This window comes from Amycolatopsis sp. WAC 04197 (genome assembly GCF_003947475.1).
Taxonomy (GTDB): domain Bacteria; phylum Actinomycetota; class Actinomycetes; order Mycobacteriales; family Pseudonocardiaceae; genus Amycolatopsis; species Amycolatopsis japonica.
The window spans coordinates 65254-79522 of sequence record NZ_QHJK01000002.1; the positions used below are offsets into that span (position 1 = coordinate 65254).

At 66.1% G+C, this 14269-nt stretch carries 17 protein-coding genes and 1 tRNA gene; 11 read left to right on the forward strand and 7 right to left on the reverse strand.

Going from position 1 to position 14269, the window contains the following annotated elements; translation table 11 throughout:
• The first annotated feature begins 989 nt into the window (after positions 1 to 989).
• The 3 genes from DMC64_RS07390 to DMC64_RS07400 all read left to right on the forward strand — a co-directional run bounded on the left by DMC64_RS07390 (position 990) and on the right by DMC64_RS07400 (position 2245).
• Positions 990 to 1343, forward strand: a complete 354-nt coding sequence (locus DMC64_RS07390; RefSeq protein ID WP_125732993.1) for a type II toxin-antitoxin system RelE/ParE family toxin — start codon at positions 990 to 992, stop codon at positions 1341 to 1343.
• Positions 1344 to 1421: 78 nt separating this feature from the next.
• Positions 1422 to 1805, forward strand: coding sequence for a helix-turn-helix domain-containing protein (locus DMC64_RS07395; protein WP_158634207.1), 384 nt, complete (start codon positions 1422 to 1424; stop codon positions 1803 to 1805).
• Entirely contained in the window at positions 1802 to 2245 is a 444-nt protein-coding gene (locus DMC64_RS07400; protein ID WP_125732995.1) for a hypothetical protein, read from the forward strand. Before DMC64_RS07395 ends, DMC64_RS07400 begins: the two co-directional genes overlap by 4 nt.
• Before the next feature lie 144 nt (positions 2246 to 2389).
• Here the strand turns inward: DMC64_RS07400 and DMC64_RS07405 are convergent, their stop codons facing one another.
• Entirely contained in the window at positions 2390 to 3052 is a 663-nt protein-coding gene (locus DMC64_RS07405) for a YdcF family protein (protein ID WP_125732996.1), read from the reverse strand.
• Between the two features lie 74 nt (positions 3053 to 3126).
• Between DMC64_RS07405 and DMC64_RS07410 the strand changes: the two genes are divergently transcribed.
• Positions 3127 to 3300, forward strand: a complete 174-nt coding sequence (locus DMC64_RS07410) for a hypothetical protein (RefSeq protein ID WP_199754934.1) — start codon at positions 3127 to 3129, stop codon at positions 3298 to 3300.
• 94 nt (positions 3301 to 3394) lie between these two features.
• On the opposite strand, the gene DMC64_RS07415 is transcribed toward DMC64_RS07410, so the two are convergent.
• A tRNA-Gly gene (locus DMC64_RS07415) sits at positions 3395 to 3465 on the reverse strand.
• A gap of 110 nt (positions 3466 to 3575) precedes the next feature.
• On the opposite strand from DMC64_RS07415, the gene DMC64_RS07420 reads away from it, so the two are divergent.
• On the forward strand, positions 3576 to 4778 hold the full coding sequence (locus DMC64_RS07420) for an oxygenase MpaB family protein (protein WP_125732997.1): 1203 nt from the start codon (positions 3576 to 3578) through the stop codon (positions 4776 to 4778).
• Between the two features lie 13 nt (positions 4779 to 4791).
• Positions 4792 to 5373 carry a dCTP deaminase gene (gene dcd, locus DMC64_RS07425; RefSeq protein WP_016338162.1) on the forward strand — a complete coding sequence of 194 codons (582 nt, stop codon included), beginning with the start codon at positions 4792 to 4794 and terminating at the stop codon, positions 5371 to 5373.
• Between the two features lie 4 nt (positions 5374 to 5377).
• Here the strand turns inward: dcd and DMC64_RS07430 are convergent, their stop codons facing one another.
• Positions 5378 to 6562 (reverse strand): NAD(P)/FAD-dependent oxidoreductase, encoded by a 1185-nt coding sequence (locus DMC64_RS07430; RefSeq protein ID WP_125732998.1) that lies wholly within the window; start codon positions 6560 to 6562, stop codon positions 5378 to 5380.
• A gap of 73 nt (positions 6563 to 6635) precedes the next feature.
• Here DMC64_RS07430 and DMC64_RS07435 point away from each other — a divergent pair, with 73 nt between their 5' ends.
• On the forward strand, positions 6636 to 7094 hold the full coding sequence (locus DMC64_RS07435) for a MarR family winged helix-turn-helix transcriptional regulator (RefSeq protein WP_125732999.1): 459 nt from the start codon (positions 6636 to 6638) through the stop codon (positions 7092 to 7094).
• A gap of 121 nt (positions 7095 to 7215) precedes the next feature.
• Complete coding sequence (locus DMC64_RS07440; RefSeq protein WP_125733647.1) at positions 7216 to 7908, forward strand: CAP domain-containing protein; 693 nt, start codon at positions 7216 to 7218, stop codon at positions 7906 to 7908.
• Here DMC64_RS07440 and DMC64_RS07445 read toward each other — a convergent pair.
• The 3 genes from DMC64_RS07445 to DMC64_RS07455 all read right to left on the reverse strand — a co-directional run bounded on the left by DMC64_RS07445 (position 7902) and on the right by DMC64_RS07455 (position 11890).
• Positions 7902 to 8897 (reverse strand): cation diffusion facilitator family transporter, encoded by a 996-nt coding sequence (locus DMC64_RS07445; RefSeq protein WP_125733000.1) that lies wholly within the window; start codon positions 8895 to 8897, stop codon positions 7902 to 7904. The genes DMC64_RS07440 and DMC64_RS07445 overlap by 7 nt on opposite strands.
• Positions 8898 to 8927: 30 nt before the next feature.
• Positions 8928 to 9440 (reverse strand): DUF742 domain-containing protein, encoded by a 513-nt coding sequence (locus DMC64_RS07450; protein WP_037334464.1) that lies wholly within the window; start codon positions 9438 to 9440, stop codon positions 8928 to 8930.
• Positions 9441 to 9595: 155 nt separating this feature from the next.
• Positions 9596 to 11890, reverse strand: coding sequence for a (Fe-S)-binding protein (locus DMC64_RS07455; protein WP_125733001.1), 2295 nt, complete (start codon positions 11888 to 11890; stop codon positions 9596 to 9598).
• A 153-nt stretch (positions 11891 to 12043) separates the two neighbouring features.
• Here DMC64_RS07455 and DMC64_RS07460 point away from each other — a divergent pair, with 153 nt between their 5' ends.
• The 3 genes from DMC64_RS07460 to DMC64_RS07470 are packed head-to-tail and all read left to right on the forward strand — an operon-like array spanning position 12044 to position 13388.
• Entirely contained in the window at positions 12044 to 12370 is a 327-nt protein-coding gene (locus DMC64_RS07460) for a multidrug efflux SMR transporter (protein WP_037334469.1), read from the forward strand.
• Entirely contained in the window at positions 12371 to 12931 is a 561-nt protein-coding gene (locus DMC64_RS07465; protein ID WP_016338154.1) for a TetR/AcrR family transcriptional regulator, read from the forward strand.
• 22 nt (positions 12932 to 12953) lie between these two features.
• Complete coding sequence (locus DMC64_RS07470; protein ID WP_037334472.1) at positions 12954 to 13388, forward strand: GNAT family N-acetyltransferase; 435 nt, start codon at positions 12954 to 12956, stop codon at positions 13386 to 13388.
• 264 nt (positions 13389 to 13652) lie between these two features.
• On the opposite strand, the gene DMC64_RS07475 is transcribed toward DMC64_RS07470, so the two are convergent.
• Positions 13653 to 14192 (reverse strand): YbhB/YbcL family Raf kinase inhibitor-like protein, encoded by a 540-nt coding sequence (locus DMC64_RS07475; protein WP_125733002.1) that lies wholly within the window; start codon positions 14190 to 14192, stop codon positions 13653 to 13655.
• Positions 14193 to 14269 lie beyond the last annotated feature (77 nt).

The following is a 14269-nucleotide window of genomic DNA, read 5'->3' on the forward strand; positions in this document are numbered from 1 at the left end:
TCGCGGGGCGCGGGACGGGTCCCCGGCTTTGGCTCGGGTCGCGACAGGTCCGGTGGCGCGTGACTGTGTGGATTTTGGGACGTCAGATGTCCCGAAATCCACACAGTCACGGCGACGCTGTCCGGGATGTCTTGCTGGACGGCGAAACCACGCACTGCGATCTGTTGCGTGGGGCCGGGAAGCGCATGACGTCCAACTCGGGTCACAGCTTCTTGCAGGTCGCGTAGGGCGCGCCGATGCTCTCGGGCGGCAGGACTTCGAAGCAGGCGAAAGCCCTCATGTTCTAAGTAGACTGAACTGAGGATTTCGCGTGAGAGCGGATGACGGGAATCGAACCCGAGTATTCGGCTTGGGAACCAGGGTGATCATGCTGGAAAGTGGCCCTGACCTGCGGGCGGCGCTTGCTCGGGGGCGATTGACCGTGGTTGACCCCTATAAATGGCCCAACGCGCCTTGTCTCCACCTGCGTCTTTGTGACTGCTTGATCCGCTTCCTTCGCCCCTGCTATCTCTATCGCCGGGTCGGTCGTGTCAAGGCACAATTTCCCGCCTTTGATGCGAGCGGCACGGTGTTAGACGCTAAGCAGCGACAGACACCCCGGTGACCACTGCCGCGCGGTCAGGTAGGTCGGGTGGTCTGACGTCGTGCTCCATGGGCCCGGTGGCGGTGGCACGCTGTGCGGTGCTGCCTCGTCGGCGGGCTCGCCCCGCAGCGCCTGCCGGAGCGGGGGGCCGGCGTTCCGCCATGGGGCGAAGCCCGCCGTACGGGCGGTGACGTGCGCGCCGCCGGTGGCGGCGCCTCGATCCCATAGAGCCAAGTTCGGCAGGCAACGTCTGTCATCGCGGATCGCTCGCTGGGCAGTCGCTCTGGTCATAAGTCGCTGCAACTTGAAGCCTTCAAGGATCTGGACCGTGACAGGCCTGTTGCACGTTGCCTGTAACCAAACGTCATCACCAGGCGACTCTGAATGCAACCGAAGTCGGGGAGGCATGTTGGCGCGTGAGTGGGACTACTACACCGCGCCTGGCGGGGGAAGCCCGGTAGCCAAAGAGCTACAGAAGGTGAAGCTTTCCGAATGGGAGGTCGGTAGGTTAGATGCGCTACTTGACCTTGTTGCGGACGGCATGGCGCGGCCAAACATCGACTTCAAGTACCTGAGAGATGGTGTCTCGGAGGTTCTGATCGATGGTCGTGACAGGACGTTCAGGCTGTTCTACGCCGACTTGGGTGGTGGCCCCCTGCTTCTGGCACTGCACTTCATCAGCAAGAAGAGGCAGGTAGACAAGCGCGCTCTTGATCTCGCTGTGAAGCGGCTGCGCGAGTGGACCAAGCGGCATTCGTAGGTACGAGCGTCACACAAACGGAACTAGCAAGTATATCGCCTACAGGCGATACTGGTGAGGACGACGGAGGTGATGGGCGTGGCGCGAAAGCTGCTTGACCTGCTCGGATACAAGCCAGATGACCCTGGTGTCGCTGCTGGCCGCCGTCATGGCGCTGCTATCGCGCGCCTGATTGACAGTCTCGTTCAGGTGCGAGAGAAGCGAGACCTCACTCAGAGTGAGGTTGCCGACCGGATGGAAACTACCCAGTCGTCCGTCTCGAGCTTCGAGCGGCTGAGTGGGGATCCCAAGGTCTCTACGCTCCTTCGCTATGCCGACGCTGTGGGGGCAGACTTGGATTTCATAGTTGCTGCGGTCGATCCCTTCCTTAGTCCGGTGCAAACTCAGGTTGTGCCCCGTGCTGCGGAGGCTGGTACGCAGGCTGACTATCAAACGTCCCGCTTCGAGGTGGCGGTTCGTTGAGAATCAATGTGCTCTTGGGCGATTCCGCGCAAGTTGATAGCGGAGGCAAGGCTCATATTCTGGGGCTCGGCTGGACCAGGACCGGGTCGCCAACGGCGCCTATGGCGGTGGTGGTCCTGCTGTCGTTGGAGGAGGAAGAAGAGGCGGGCAAATCTCACCACGTTGTGGTTCAGTTGCTAGACCACAAGGGTGGGGTGGTTGACCTCTCGGCGAGCGGTTTTCGTCGCCTTGAGTTCGACGCGACCATTGAACCCAAAGCTGGCATGCGAGTGGAACTCCCAGCGGTGGCGCCGATTGTTATTCAACTCGGCAGCCTGCCTCTGAAGACCGGAGAAGCTTATACATGGAGTGTTGCCGTCGACGGCGAAAGCAACCCTGACTGGTCCGTGAACTTCACGACAAATGCGAGAGCAAACGACGCAACTGTGAACACCATTTAGTGTTAGACGGTGTAAGTTAATTGGTACTCGAAGGCTTAAACTGCATGCTTGCGTCTGCTTCTATGGAGTCTTTTAGCGTCCTTGAGTTAACTTGGCTAGGGAGCTGACGGGATTGGTCGTCGAGGAAGGCCTGATACACGGCCGTCAGATGAGGCGCTTTGTGAAACCCGCACTGGTCAAGCGGTCGACGGCCTCGGTGACGCTAGGTGGAACTTCCTGCGGGATAGTGAAGCCGCGTTCGGCGTAGACGGTGATGCGCTGGGTGTCGCCGACAAGCATGTTGATGACGCGGTCCACGTCGCCGATGCTCTCGATGTAGTCGTCCAACGGCAGTGGCCGCGAAGCGCAGATGACGTCGACCTCGGGCCACAGCTTCTTGCAGGTCGCGTACGCGCGTCGCTGTTGGTATGGCCGCGAGATGAGGTCGACCGACCCGACCTCGATGCCGCGAGACTCCTGCAGGTTCCGGGTGAGCGTGATGTTGTCCCCGGTGTTCCGCGCCTCGGGCTCGACCAGGATGGCGTCATCTGGCACGCCCAGCTCAAGCGCGTGTTCGCGATAGTGCACAGCCTCGCCGCGCGGAAACCGTTCGACAGTGGTCGGCGCGTTGGCCCCGGTGAAGACGATGAGCGGGAACATTCCGGTGTGGAACAGTTCCGCGGTGAAGGCCGCGACCCCGAGATCGTGGCTGCCGAGTCCGATCCCGACGTCTGCGGGCCGGAGTTCGTGGTGCATGTCGTGGTAGTCCCAGAGCGTCTGGACGTCGGCGCGGAGGTTGTCCGGCCGGGTGGTCGAGCGCTCGGGCATGGGTTCTCCGGGGTCGGTCGGGGATCTTGAAAGTGTAGGTCCAGGAGAAGGCGGGCACGTCGACCAAAGACCTCATGGCGCGGATGGGGCATGACGACATTCGGGCGGCGCTGATCTACCAGCGGGCGACCAGCGACGCTGACGAACGGATCGCCGACCGGCTGTCGAAGCTCGTCGACCAGCATCGGACGGGCAAGCCAGACGACGATGACGACGGCCTGAGCGGTCAGCCCGTGCCCGTCGGCTAATGGCCCGTTAATGGCCCAGCCGGAAGATCACCCGGACAAAGCGAAAGCCCCAGGTCCTAAGTGGACATCCACTGACCTGGGGCTTTCACATGAGAGCGGATGACGGGAATCGAACCCGCGTATTCAGCTTGGGAAGCTGATGTTCTACCATTGAACTACATCCGCAGTGCTCGGCCAGCATACATGGCCCGGATCTCTCCTTGCCAAGACCCCGCCCATCTTGACGTCGCCGCCGAAAGTGACAACACTTGTTGTCTACCTCGGAGGTGATCCGGATGGGCGAGCGGCTGCCTGACCCCGAACTGTTCCGTCAAGGCGGGTTCCGGGTTGCGTCGAGGTTGTTAATCGAGGGCGACATCAGGGGTGACGAACGCCAAGTGGCGCGGCTGCGGCAGTTCGCGCAGCGGGAGGACCCGGCGGCCGACGTGCTGGTGCCGTTGCTGCGCGAATGTCAACCCGAGTTCGAGCAGGCGCTGCGGCAGGGCATCGACAGTGTCGAGAGTCCGCCGGAAAAGCTCGAAGCCTTCTTTCGCAACGTCGAGGCGACGCCGTACTGGGTCGACCGGGACCGCCTTGACCGCGGAGCGCGGGCGATCACGCGTGCCGGGTTGCTCGGGCTCTTCCCGCTCGGCGACGTCTCGTTGATGGGCGGCTATCTCGCTTCGCGCGCCACGAAGTCGCTCGTCGGCACCGGCGAGATCGAGTACAAGGCGGCACGACGTCTCGTCGAGACGGCGACGTGGTGGATCCACGTGACGACACCGGGCGCGCTGGTGCCCGGCGGGCGCGGGTACGAGTCCGCGTTGCGGGTGCGGATCGTGCACGCCCACGTCCGCGCGGCCATGAACCGCCGCAAGGACTGGAATTACGCGGCGTGGGACAGGCCGGTCAACCAGGTCCAGACCGCGGGCACGCTCCTGCTCTTCTCCCTCGTCTACGTCTTCGGCACGCAACTGCTCGGGCTCCGCTACAGCGCCCGCGAGCGCGCCGACATCCTGCATCTTTGGCGCTATGTCGGCTGGCTGATGGGCGTCGACGAGGAACTCCTGCCCGCCGGCGAGGACGACGCCTGGCGGCTGCTGTGGCTGCTCGCGACCACCGAGTTCATTCCCGACGACGATTCCAAACGGCTCGCCGCGGCCCTCATGAAGGCCCACGCCGGGATCGGCGACGGCCGCGGCGCGCTCGGCAAGGTCCTCGCGCACGTGTCGGTCGCGGGGCACGGCGCGATCAGCAGGCTCCTGCTCGGCAAGACCAACGCCGACTTCCTCGAACTGCCCGACGATCCGATCGCCCAGGCGGCCGTGGTCGCGGCGGCCGGGGTCAACTTCGCCGCCGAGACGGTGCGGCGGGTGGTGCCCGGCGCGACGGCGCTCCAGGAGCTGATCGGGGCGGCCGGCCGTCGCCACTATCTACGGCAGGTGACCAAGGTGTTCGGGCTCGACCCGACCTACGGCAGGCACATGAAGGCCGCTTGACTACGCTGATCGCGTGCTCCTCAGCGACCGTGACCTCCGTAAAGAGCTCGACGCAGGCCGTCTCGGCGTCGACCCGTTCGACCCGACGATGGTCCAGCCGTCGAGCATCGACGTGCGACTCGACCGCTTCTTCCGCGTGTTCGACAACAGCAAGTACACGCATATCGACCCGCAGCTGCAGCAGGACGAGCTGACTTCGCTGGTCGAGAAGGAGGGCGAAGACCCCTTCGTCCTCCACCCCGGCGAGTTCGTCCTCGGCTCCACCTACGAGACCGTCACGCTCGCCGACGACCTCGCCGGCCGCCTGGAGGGCAAGTCCTCCCTCGGCCGCCTCGGCCTGCTGACGCACTCCACCGCGGGCTTCATCGACCCCGGCTTCTCCGGCCACATCACCCTCGAGCTGTCGAACGTGGCGAACCTGCCGATCACGCTCTGGCCGGGCATGAAGATCGGCCAGCTCTGCATCTTCCGCCTGTCCAGCGCGGCGGAGTTCCCGTACGGCTCGAACGAGGCCGGTTCGCGCTACCAGGGGCAGCGGGGTCCGACCCCGAGCCGCGCGTACAAGAACTTCCACCGCGTCGACACCTGGAGGTAGCGCGTCAGCCCACTGGGGCTTCCCAATCGATCCGGTGCCGCCACATGAAGGCGTTCGGATCCTCCGTCGGCGGGTTCTTGAACGCCCGCGTGAGGAAGAAGCCCCGGATCACCCGCCCGACGGGTCCGACCGCCTTGTTGTCGCCGTTGCGCTTACCGCGCTCGACGATGGCCTCGACGCGCTCGCGCCGCAGGCCTTCGTAGACGGCGAGCGCCTTCGGGATCGAGGACACGTCACGCAGGCATCGCGCCAGCGTCACGGCGTCCTCGATGGCCATCGCGGCGCCCTGCCCGGCCGCGGGTGAGGTCGCGTGCGCGGCGTCGCCGATGATGACCATCCGGTCCGTTCGCCAGGTCGGCACGCTCGGGAAGTCGTACGTCGCCCACGGCCGGTAGATCTCGCGCGTCGCGCGCACGATCTCGACGGCCGGGGTGCGGTCCACCGCCAGCCTCCGGATCAGGTCCTCGCGCCAGGTGGCCGTCACGGTGAGGTCGGACGGCGACGGCTCCCGCTTCCGGGGGACATTCGCGAACCACCAGACACCCCCGTCCGGGTGGACTACGTGGGCGAAGAACAGCCGCTTGCCGAACGTCATGTGCATGACGCCGGGTTCGTCGTCCAGCCGCAGGCCTTCGGCCAGTCCGCCGGTGTTCAGCAGTGGCACGTAGCGCGGTGACGGCGCGTTCGGGTCGATGATCGTCCGCACCCGCGAGCGGAGCCCGTCCGCGCCGATCAGCAGGTCGCCTTCGGCCGATGAGCCGTCTTCGAAGGTCGCGAGGACGCCGTCGCCGGTCTCGTGCGCGTCGGCCAAACGTTTGCCGTAGCGGATCTCGATGTCGCGTCTGACGGCTTCGTCGCGTAGGCCGATGTACAGCTCGGAGCGCAGCACGGTCTGGCTCACGGTGCCGTCCTCGAGCGCTCCGCCGAGGGCGAAATCCGCCAGTTCACGTCCGTCGCCGAGATGCATCTTTATCCGTGGCGTGTCGAATCCCAGGCCCTTGACCAGGCTTTTCAGACCCAGTGGCGCCAGCGCGTCGAGGCCGTTCACCGCCAGGGTCAGGAACGCGCCGACCCCTTCCGCGGTCCGGTCGTACGCCTCGTGGATCACCGGCTCGTGGCCCGTCTCGTGCAGTGCGATCGCCGTGATCGTGCCCGCGATACCCCCGCCGGCGATCAGTACCTTCGCCATGTCGTTCACCCCATCGAATCTCTTAGAAACTAATTCGTTCTATCGAACTAAAGACTCCGCTAGGCTGGTCGATGTGTCAAGCGAGCGAGCGGAACTGGTCGAGCGGATCCTCAACGGGTCGCGCGCGCTGTCGACGGAGACGGTCATGTTCCACACGGCCATCGCCGAGCTGAGCGGCCTTTCGGCCGTCGAAAGCAAAGTCGCCGACTACCTCGCCCGCTTCGGGCCACAGACGCCGAAGGCTCTTTCGCAGCTGTCGGGGCTCGCGCCGGCCTCGATCACCGCGCTCATCGACAGGCTCGAAGGCAAGGGGATCGTCACCCGGAAGCCGCATCCCGAGGATCGGCGGAAGGTCCTGATCGAGATCGACGCGGCGAGGATGGCCTCCGCCGCGCCTCTGTGGGATCACCTGGTGAAGTCGGTCCGCGAGGCCTGCGAGAACTACACGGACGACGAGCTGAAGACCGTGATCCGGTTCCTCGCCGACGCGGCGGCGATCACGCACGACTCCACGGGCCGCCTCGGCCGCTGACCGGTATTACTACTTTCGGGGGTATTGCCGTAACCAGTTCGTGATAGTTTTCGGCCCCGTGTCCCCCAATAGAACAAGAAGCCGGTTACTGCTTGTCACGCTCAGCGTCCTGCTGGGCGGGGTGATCGCCAGTGCGAGCTACCTGATGGTGACCGATCGGTTCCAGGGCACCGCGCTGAGTAATCTCTCCCTCAGCGTCCCCGACACCAAGGGCAGGCCCGGCGACGCCCTCGCGAAGCCGCCCGCCTACTTCGGCCAGACGTCCTCCCCGGCGCCGGACGGTTCCGCCCCCGGTTCGGCCGCTCCGACGTCGTCCTCGGCGGCTCCCACGTCGTCCGCCGCTCCGCCCAGCTCGTCCTCCGCCGCGGCCGAGCCGCCCGCGAAGTCTTCCGAGGCTCCCAAGCCCACTCCGAGCAAGGCTCCGGAGCCGCCCCGTTCGCAGGACAGCTCGCTCGCCGGGCAGGTCATCGACCTCGTCAACGCCGAGCGCGCCGACGCGGGCTGCTCGCCGGTGAGCAACGAGTCGCATCTCGCCGCCGCCGCGCAGGGCCACAGCGACGACATGTCCGCGCGGAACTACTTCTCGCACACCACGCCGGAAGGCGTCACGTTCGACCAGCGCATCCGGGCCGCCGGCTACGACAAGCCCGGCGCCGAGAACATCGCCAAGGGCCAGTCGAGCGCCGCCAAGGTGATGGACGCCTGGATGAACTCCGAGGGCCACCGCGCGAACATCCTGAACTGCAAGCTGAAGAAGATCGGTGTCGGCGTCAACACCAAGGGCATGTACTGGACGCAGAACTTCGGCTACTGACCCTTGTCCCACCGTTCGGCGATGTCGCCGTAGCGGGCCAGCACGGCCGCGCGCAGTTCGGCGTCCGTGCGCGGGACCGGTTCGATGAACACCTCGGTGACGTCGCCGAAGGTCCCGGTCAGCTCGGTCGCCATCCGGACGCAGGCACGTTCGACGTCCGCCGCGCCGAGTGCATCGTCGAAGTCGACGCGGGCGCAGACGAGCACCTGGTCGGTGCCCATGAGCATGGTCTGCAGGTCGACGACGGCCTCGATCTCCGGCGCGTTCCTCAGGTGCTCCCGCACCCCGCGCACCAGCCGGGGATCCGCCTGCCTGCCGATCAGCAGGCCGCGGTTGGTCCGCCCGAGCACGTAGGCGACCAGCGCCAGCAGGATCCCGATCGCGATCGACGCCGCGCCGTCCCAGACGTGCGAGCCGGTGAGCTGGTGCAGCCCGATCCCGGCGAACGCGAGCAGCAGGCCGATCAGCGCGGCCGAGTCTTCGAACAGGACGGTCTTCGGCGCCGGGTCGTCGATCATCCTCAGGTAGACCGAGACCTTCTGGCCCGAGGCGGCGGCGTCGCGGCGCACCTGCCGCACGGCCTGGAACCAGGAGACGGATTCGAGGGCGAACGCGATCGCGAGGACGATGTAGCCGACGATCGGATCGGTCTGCTCGGTCGCCTCGCCGAAGACCGTCGAGAAGCCTTCGTAGAGCGCGAACATCGCGCCGGAGGCGAAGATCGACACCGCGGCGAGCAGCGACCAGAAGTACCGCTCCTTGCCGTAGCCGAAGGGATGGACACGGTCGGCGGGGCGGTCCGACCGTTTCAGCGCGGTCAGCAGGAGCACCTCGGTGATCGTGTCGGCCACCGAATGCGCGGCCTCCGACAGCATCGCGCCGGAGCCGGTGATGAGCCCGGCGATCAGTTTCAGCACGGCGATGGCGAGGTTGACCCCACCCGCCAGCACCACGGTCAGCGTGCTTTCGTCACCGGATTCTTCACTCACCTCGCGTAGCGTAGTGCGGGTGCGCCGATCTCACAGGCGACGCAATCCCTGCAGGACGCGTTCCATCAAGGCGAGTGCCGGATGACCGTCGAATTCAGCCTGCGTTTCGTGAACGGTGACCAAACCGAGTTCGGCCATGTCACCCAAAAGGACCTTTGCAACGCCGAGTGGAACACATAAGGACGCGGCCACTTCGGCGACCGAAGTCGGACGACGGCAGAGTGATCTCACGGAATGGAATTCGACGCTGAATCCCGGCGCGGTCCACGGTGCGTCGTTCCGGACGGAAATCATCGCTTCGATCGCGAAGTTCCGCTTGGACTGCGTGCGTCCGCCCGTGCGGACGTACGGGCGGACGCGCGTGCGTTTCCGTTCCTGTCGCGGCGGCCGCCGCGCGGCCGGGATGCTGGGGATGGTCGCTTCCTGGGCCACCCTGGCGAGTGCCGCGGACGACGGGATACGGGCGGTCGGGCGAACGGTCGGCGATCCCGGTGTGGCGAGCCGGTGCTCTCTGACCGAGCGGAGTTCGTGACGGTTGCCCATTGATTCCTCGCCCCTTTTTTCCGGATCCGCTGCAGCCTATCGCCACGGTGTACCGCCGAACGGGTAATGGAACGAAATAACCGCACCGGGATAAAACAAGAGGGAACATTCTCTCGCATTATGTGCGAGAGAATGTCCCCTCCGGGTGTGACGTTCTACTTGTCTTCCTTGGGCAGCGGAGTTCCGGTGGCCGTTTCGTCGGTCGGCGTGTCGGCCTTTCCGTCGAGTTCGGCGTCCGAGACCGCGTCCAGGGAGGGCGCGCCCGCCGGGACCAGTTGCGGCTCCGGCTTCCGCTTGACGGCGGTCAGCAGCAGCTGGGCGACGTCGACGACCTCGACCTTCTCGCTCGCCTGCCCGTCGCTCTGGCGCGCGGTGACGCCGTCGGTGAGCATCACGCGGCAGAACGGGCAACCGGTCGCGATCTTCGAGGGGGCGGTGCCGAGCGCTTCGTCGACGCGCTCGACGTTGATCCGCTTGCCGATCTTCTCTTCCATCCACATCCGCGCGCCACCGGCGCCACAGCACATCGAGCGGTCGCCGTGCCGCGGCATCTCGCGCAGCTGGGCGCCCGAAGCGCCGACGAGCTCACGGGGAGCGTCGTAGACCTTGTTGTGGCGGCCCAGGTAGCACGGGTCGTGGTAGGTGACGTCTTCGGCGACCGGCGCCACCGGGGTCAGGTGCTTCTCCCGCACCAGGCGGTTGAGCAGCTGCGTGTGGTGCACGACGTCGAACTGGCCGCCCAGCTCCGGGTACTCGTTCGCGAGGGTGTTGAAGCAGTGGGCACAGGTGACGACCACCTTGCGCGCCTTGCGTTCGCGGCCCTCGAACACCGAGTTCAGGATCTCGACGTTCTGCTGCGCCAGCATCTGGAACAGGAACTCGTTGCCCGCGCGGCGGGCCGGGTCACCGGTGCAGGACTCCTCCGAGCCGAGCACGGTGTACTTGACGCCCGCGATGTGCAGCAGCTCCGCGACGGCCCGCGTGGTCTTCTTCGCGCGGTCCTCGAACGCGCCGGCGCAACCGACCCAGAAGAGGTACTCGGTGTCGCCGAGGTCGCCGTCGAACACCGGCACCTCGAAGTCCAGGTCCTCGGTCCAGGCGAGCCGGTCCTTGGCGTTCTGGCCCCACGGGTTGCCCTTGTTCTCCAGGTTCTTGAACATCCCGTTGAGCTCGCTGGGGAACGCGGACTCGATCATCACCTGGTAGCGGCGCATGTCGACGATGTGGTCGACGTGCTCGATGTCCACCGGGCACTGCTCGACGCAAGCGCCGCAGGAGGTGCAGGACCACAGCACCTCGGGGTCGATGACGCCGCCGTCGTCACCGATGAGGGCCTTCTGGGACTCCGCGATCGCGAGGACGTCGATCCCCGCGTACATGTTGTCGCCGGACAAACCGATCTCGTCGCCGGCCATGTCGCGCTTGCCGCCCGCGAGCAGGTACGGCGCCTTCGCGTAGGCGTGGTCGCGAAGCTGCGTGATGAGCAGCTTCGGCGAAAGCGGCTTGCCGGTGTTCCACGCGGGGCACTGCGACTGGCAGCGGCCGCATTCGGTGCAGGTGGAGAAGTCCAGCCAGCCCTTCCAGCTGAAGTCCTCGATCTTGCCGACGCCGAAGGTGTCCTCGTCCGGGTCCGCTTCTTCGAGGTCGAGCACCTTGCCGTTGCTCATCATCGGCTTGAGCGCGCCCAGTGCGACGCCGCCGTCGGCCTCGCGCTTGAAGTAGATGTTGAAGAAGGCGCTGAAGCGGTGCCAGGCGATGCCCATGGTCATCGTGCGTGCGATGACGAACAGCCAGATCGTCGCACTCATCAGCTTGACGAAGGCGAACACCGAGACCAGGTCCGGGCTGGCGGGCAGCAGTTCACCGATCGGGTGCGAGACGAACGCGGCCCAGATCGGGGTCTCGTGGACGTTCAGCGCGGACTTCGCGGCACGGACGCCGATGATGCCGATGCCCTCGATGAGCACGACGGCCTCGATGAAGTACGCCCACTTGAAGTTGGAGCCCTGGAAGCGGGACTGCCGGTCCGCGCGGCGCGGGTGGTTCTTCTGCCGGATCCAGATCAGCACCAGGATGCCGACGATGGTGCCGACCCCGAGCAGTTCCATGAGCAGCTGGAACAGCGACCAGTCGTCGAGGATGGGCCAGCCCCATGTCGGGACGAAGACCTCGCCGTACGCCTCGAACAGCGCGAGCGACCCGATCAGGAAGCCCCACATGACCAGCCAGTGCGCCGGGCCGACGCTCTTGACCTTGTTCATCCGGGTGTGCGCGGCGAATTCCTTGATCAAGGTCTTCATCCGCGGGATGAACGGCCCGTTGCGGGTCGAGTCCGGCTGACCGAGGCGGATCACCCGCACGAAGCGGGCGATGGTCGCGAAGAACATTCCCCAGGCGACGACGCCGAGCAGGACCGCGATCCCGCCGAGCGTCAGCTGTACAGCGCCCATCTTCGGGTGCCTTTCGTCCGAGTGAAGCGTGTGGTGGTGGGGGCAGACTAATGCTTCTTACTGATGGGTAACCCACTGACCGCGCCCAAGTCCCACCGATGTGGTGTACGCCTCTCTTTGTTTTAAGACGATCGTCCAGGTAGTTTTTGTGACATGGGTGCGTATCTCCTTCTGGCTTTGGCCATCGCCGCTGAGGTATCCGCGACCGTGTCGTTGAAACTTTCCGAGGGCTTCAGCAAGGTGGGGCCGTCGATCGTCGTGGTCGTCGGATACGCCGTCGCGTTCGTCGCGCTCGCGTATGTACTGAAGGCGGGCGTGCCGGTGAGCGTCGCGTACGCGATCTGGGCCGCGGCCGGGGTCGCGCTGGTGGCGGCCGTCGGGATGGTGTTCTTCAAGGAGCCGGTCAACCTCTCCGTGATCGCCGGTCTGGTACTGGTGGTCGGCGGCGTCGTGTTGATCGAGGCAGGGAGCGCGCACTAAGTGAAGATCCAGGTCGACGGCCGCAAGGCCAGGGGCGAGAAGCGGCGCGAAGAGATCATCGCGGCCGCGTTGCGGGTGATCGAACGGGACGGCGTCGCCGGCGTCACCCATCGGACGGTCGCCGCCGAGGCCGGCGTGCCGACGGCTTCGACGACCTATCACTTCTCGAGCCTCGACGACCTGCTGATCGCCACCCTCATCTCGTGCGCGCGGGATATGGCGACCGAGGTCTACTGGATGATCGACCGCGCCCGCTCGCGCGGCAGCCGCGGCGCGGAAGAGGTCGCCGGACTGCTCGCGGAGGCGCTGGGTCCGCGCCGCGGGCGGACGATGGCGGAGTACGAGCTGTACCTGCTGGCCGCGCGCAAACCCGAGCTGCGGCCCGCCGCCCGGCGCTGGCTGGACGTGCTCACCTCGATGGTCCGGCACGACGACGAGGTCGCGTTCCGGGTGTTCCTCGCCGGGATCGACGGCTTGTTGATCCAGGGCCTCATCGACGACGAGCCGCCGTCCGCGGAGGAACTGCGGCCGGTGGTGGACTACCTGCTGAAACCTCGTTGACCTGCTGGGTAGCGTTCGGATCATGAGGATCGTCGGCGCGTACGAACTGGATGACGACCCGGCACGGGTGGACCTCGACGTGGTGTGGAAGCACCTGTCCACCGGCGTCTACTGGGGCAAGTGGCGAGACCGCGAACTGGTCGAGAAGGTCTTCAGGAACGCTTGGCGCGTCGTGGGGGCGTACGAGACGTCGACCGGTCGTCTGGTCGGTTTCGCGAGGGCGTTCTCGGACACCATCGGCAGTGCTTATCTCGCGGACGTGTTCGTCGTCGACGACGCGCGTGGCGCTGGGCTCGGCAAGGAACTGGTCCGGGAGATGATCGACAACGGGCCGGGCGCGGAGTTCCGGTGGATGCTGCACACCGCCGACGCGCACGGGTTGTACCGGCAGTTCGGCTTCGGCGACCCGCCCGAAGGGCAGTACATGGAGCGGGGCCGGGCGAACGGGCAGGTCTAGCCCCAAGTACATGAAGGCCCCCTTCCTGGTCCGAAGTCCGTGAAGGCCTCCTTGAGGGACCCAGAGTCCCTCAAGGAGGCCTTCACGGACTGGAACACAGAGCGCGGCGTGCGCAAAGGCGTGATTCGCGTGATCAGGGACGTGACTCGCGTGATTGGAGACCGCACTCGGAGTGTTCCGCCTCTGATCACGTGAGTTCCGCCTTCGGTCACGCGAGTCACGCCGCTGATCACGTGAGTGCGGACTCACGACCCACCGGACCGATCAGCCCTTGTTCTCGTGCAGGGCCGTCAGCGACGCCCGGGCGATCGCGTGGCCGAAGAGGTTGAAGCCGAGGAACGCCGGCGTCGCGTCTTCGCCGACTTCCAGCTTTTCGACGTCGACGGCGTGCACCGCGAAGATGTACCGGTGCGGCCCGTGTCCGGGCGGCGGAGCCGCGCCGAGGAACTGCTTCACGCCGCCGTCCCCCTTCAGGGTGACGGCGCCCTCCGGCAGACCGGAGCCCGTTTCGTCGCCCGCGTTCGCGGCGAGCGCGGTCACCGACGCCGGGATGTTGAACACCGCCCAGTGCCAGAATCCGCTCGCCGTCGGGGCGTCGGGGTCGTAGCAGGTCACGGCGAAGCTCTTGGTCTCAGCGGGGAACCCTTCCCACGACAACTGCGGGGAACGGTCCTCGCCGCCCGCGCCGAAGATCCCGGAAAGCTGGGGTGTCGGCAGGAAGCCGCCTTCTTCGATGTCGGTGCTGCTCAGGGTGAAGGCAGGCAGATCGGGCAGGAAGCTGTACGGATCGGGTGCCTGCGGCATGCGTCCTCCTGGTCGTTGAACAGATGACGGAGCCAGGTTATGACCCCGAGGCCCCGGGCGCGGGTTCAGGGACGAAT

Coding starts and splice junctions, on each gene's coding strand:
- DMC64_RS07390 (WP_125732993.1), top strand. CDS start 990: ATGTTGGCGCGTGAGTGGGACTACTACACCGCGCCTGGCGGGGGAAGC.
- DMC64_RS07405 (WP_125732996.1), bottom strand. CDS start 3,052: ATGCCCGAGCGCTCGACCACCCGGCCGGACAACCTCCGCGCCGACGTC.
- DMC64_RS07410 (WP_199754934.1), top strand. CDS start 3,127: ATGGCGCGGATGGGGCATGACGACATTCGGGCGGCGCTGATCTACCAG.
- DMC64_RS07420 (WP_125732997.1), top strand. CDS start 3,576: ATGGGCGAGCGGCTGCCTGACCCCGAACTGTTCCGTCAAGGCGGGTTC.
- DMC64_RS07430 (WP_125732998.1), bottom strand. CDS start 6,562: ATGGCGAAGGTACTGATCGCCGGCGGGGGTATCGCGGGCACGATCACG.
- DMC64_RS07450 (WP_037334464.1), bottom strand. CDS start 9,440: ATGGGCAACCGTCACGAACTCCGCTCGGTCAGAGAGCACCGGCTCGCC.
- DMC64_RS07455 (WP_125733001.1), bottom strand. CDS start 11,890: ATGGGCGCTGTACAGCTGACGCTCGGCGGGATCGCGGTCCTGCTCGGC.
- DMC64_RS07460 (WP_037334469.1), top strand. CDS start 12,044: ATGGGTGCGTATCTCCTTCTGGCTTTGGCCATCGCCGCTGAGGTATCC.
- DMC64_RS07470 (WP_037334472.1), top strand. CDS start 12,954: ATGAGGATCGTCGGCGCGTACGAACTGGATGACGACCCGGCACGGGTG.
- DMC64_RS07475 (WP_125733002.1), bottom strand. CDS start 14,192: ATGCCGCAGGCACCCGATCCGTACAGCTTCCTGCCCGATCTGCCTGCC.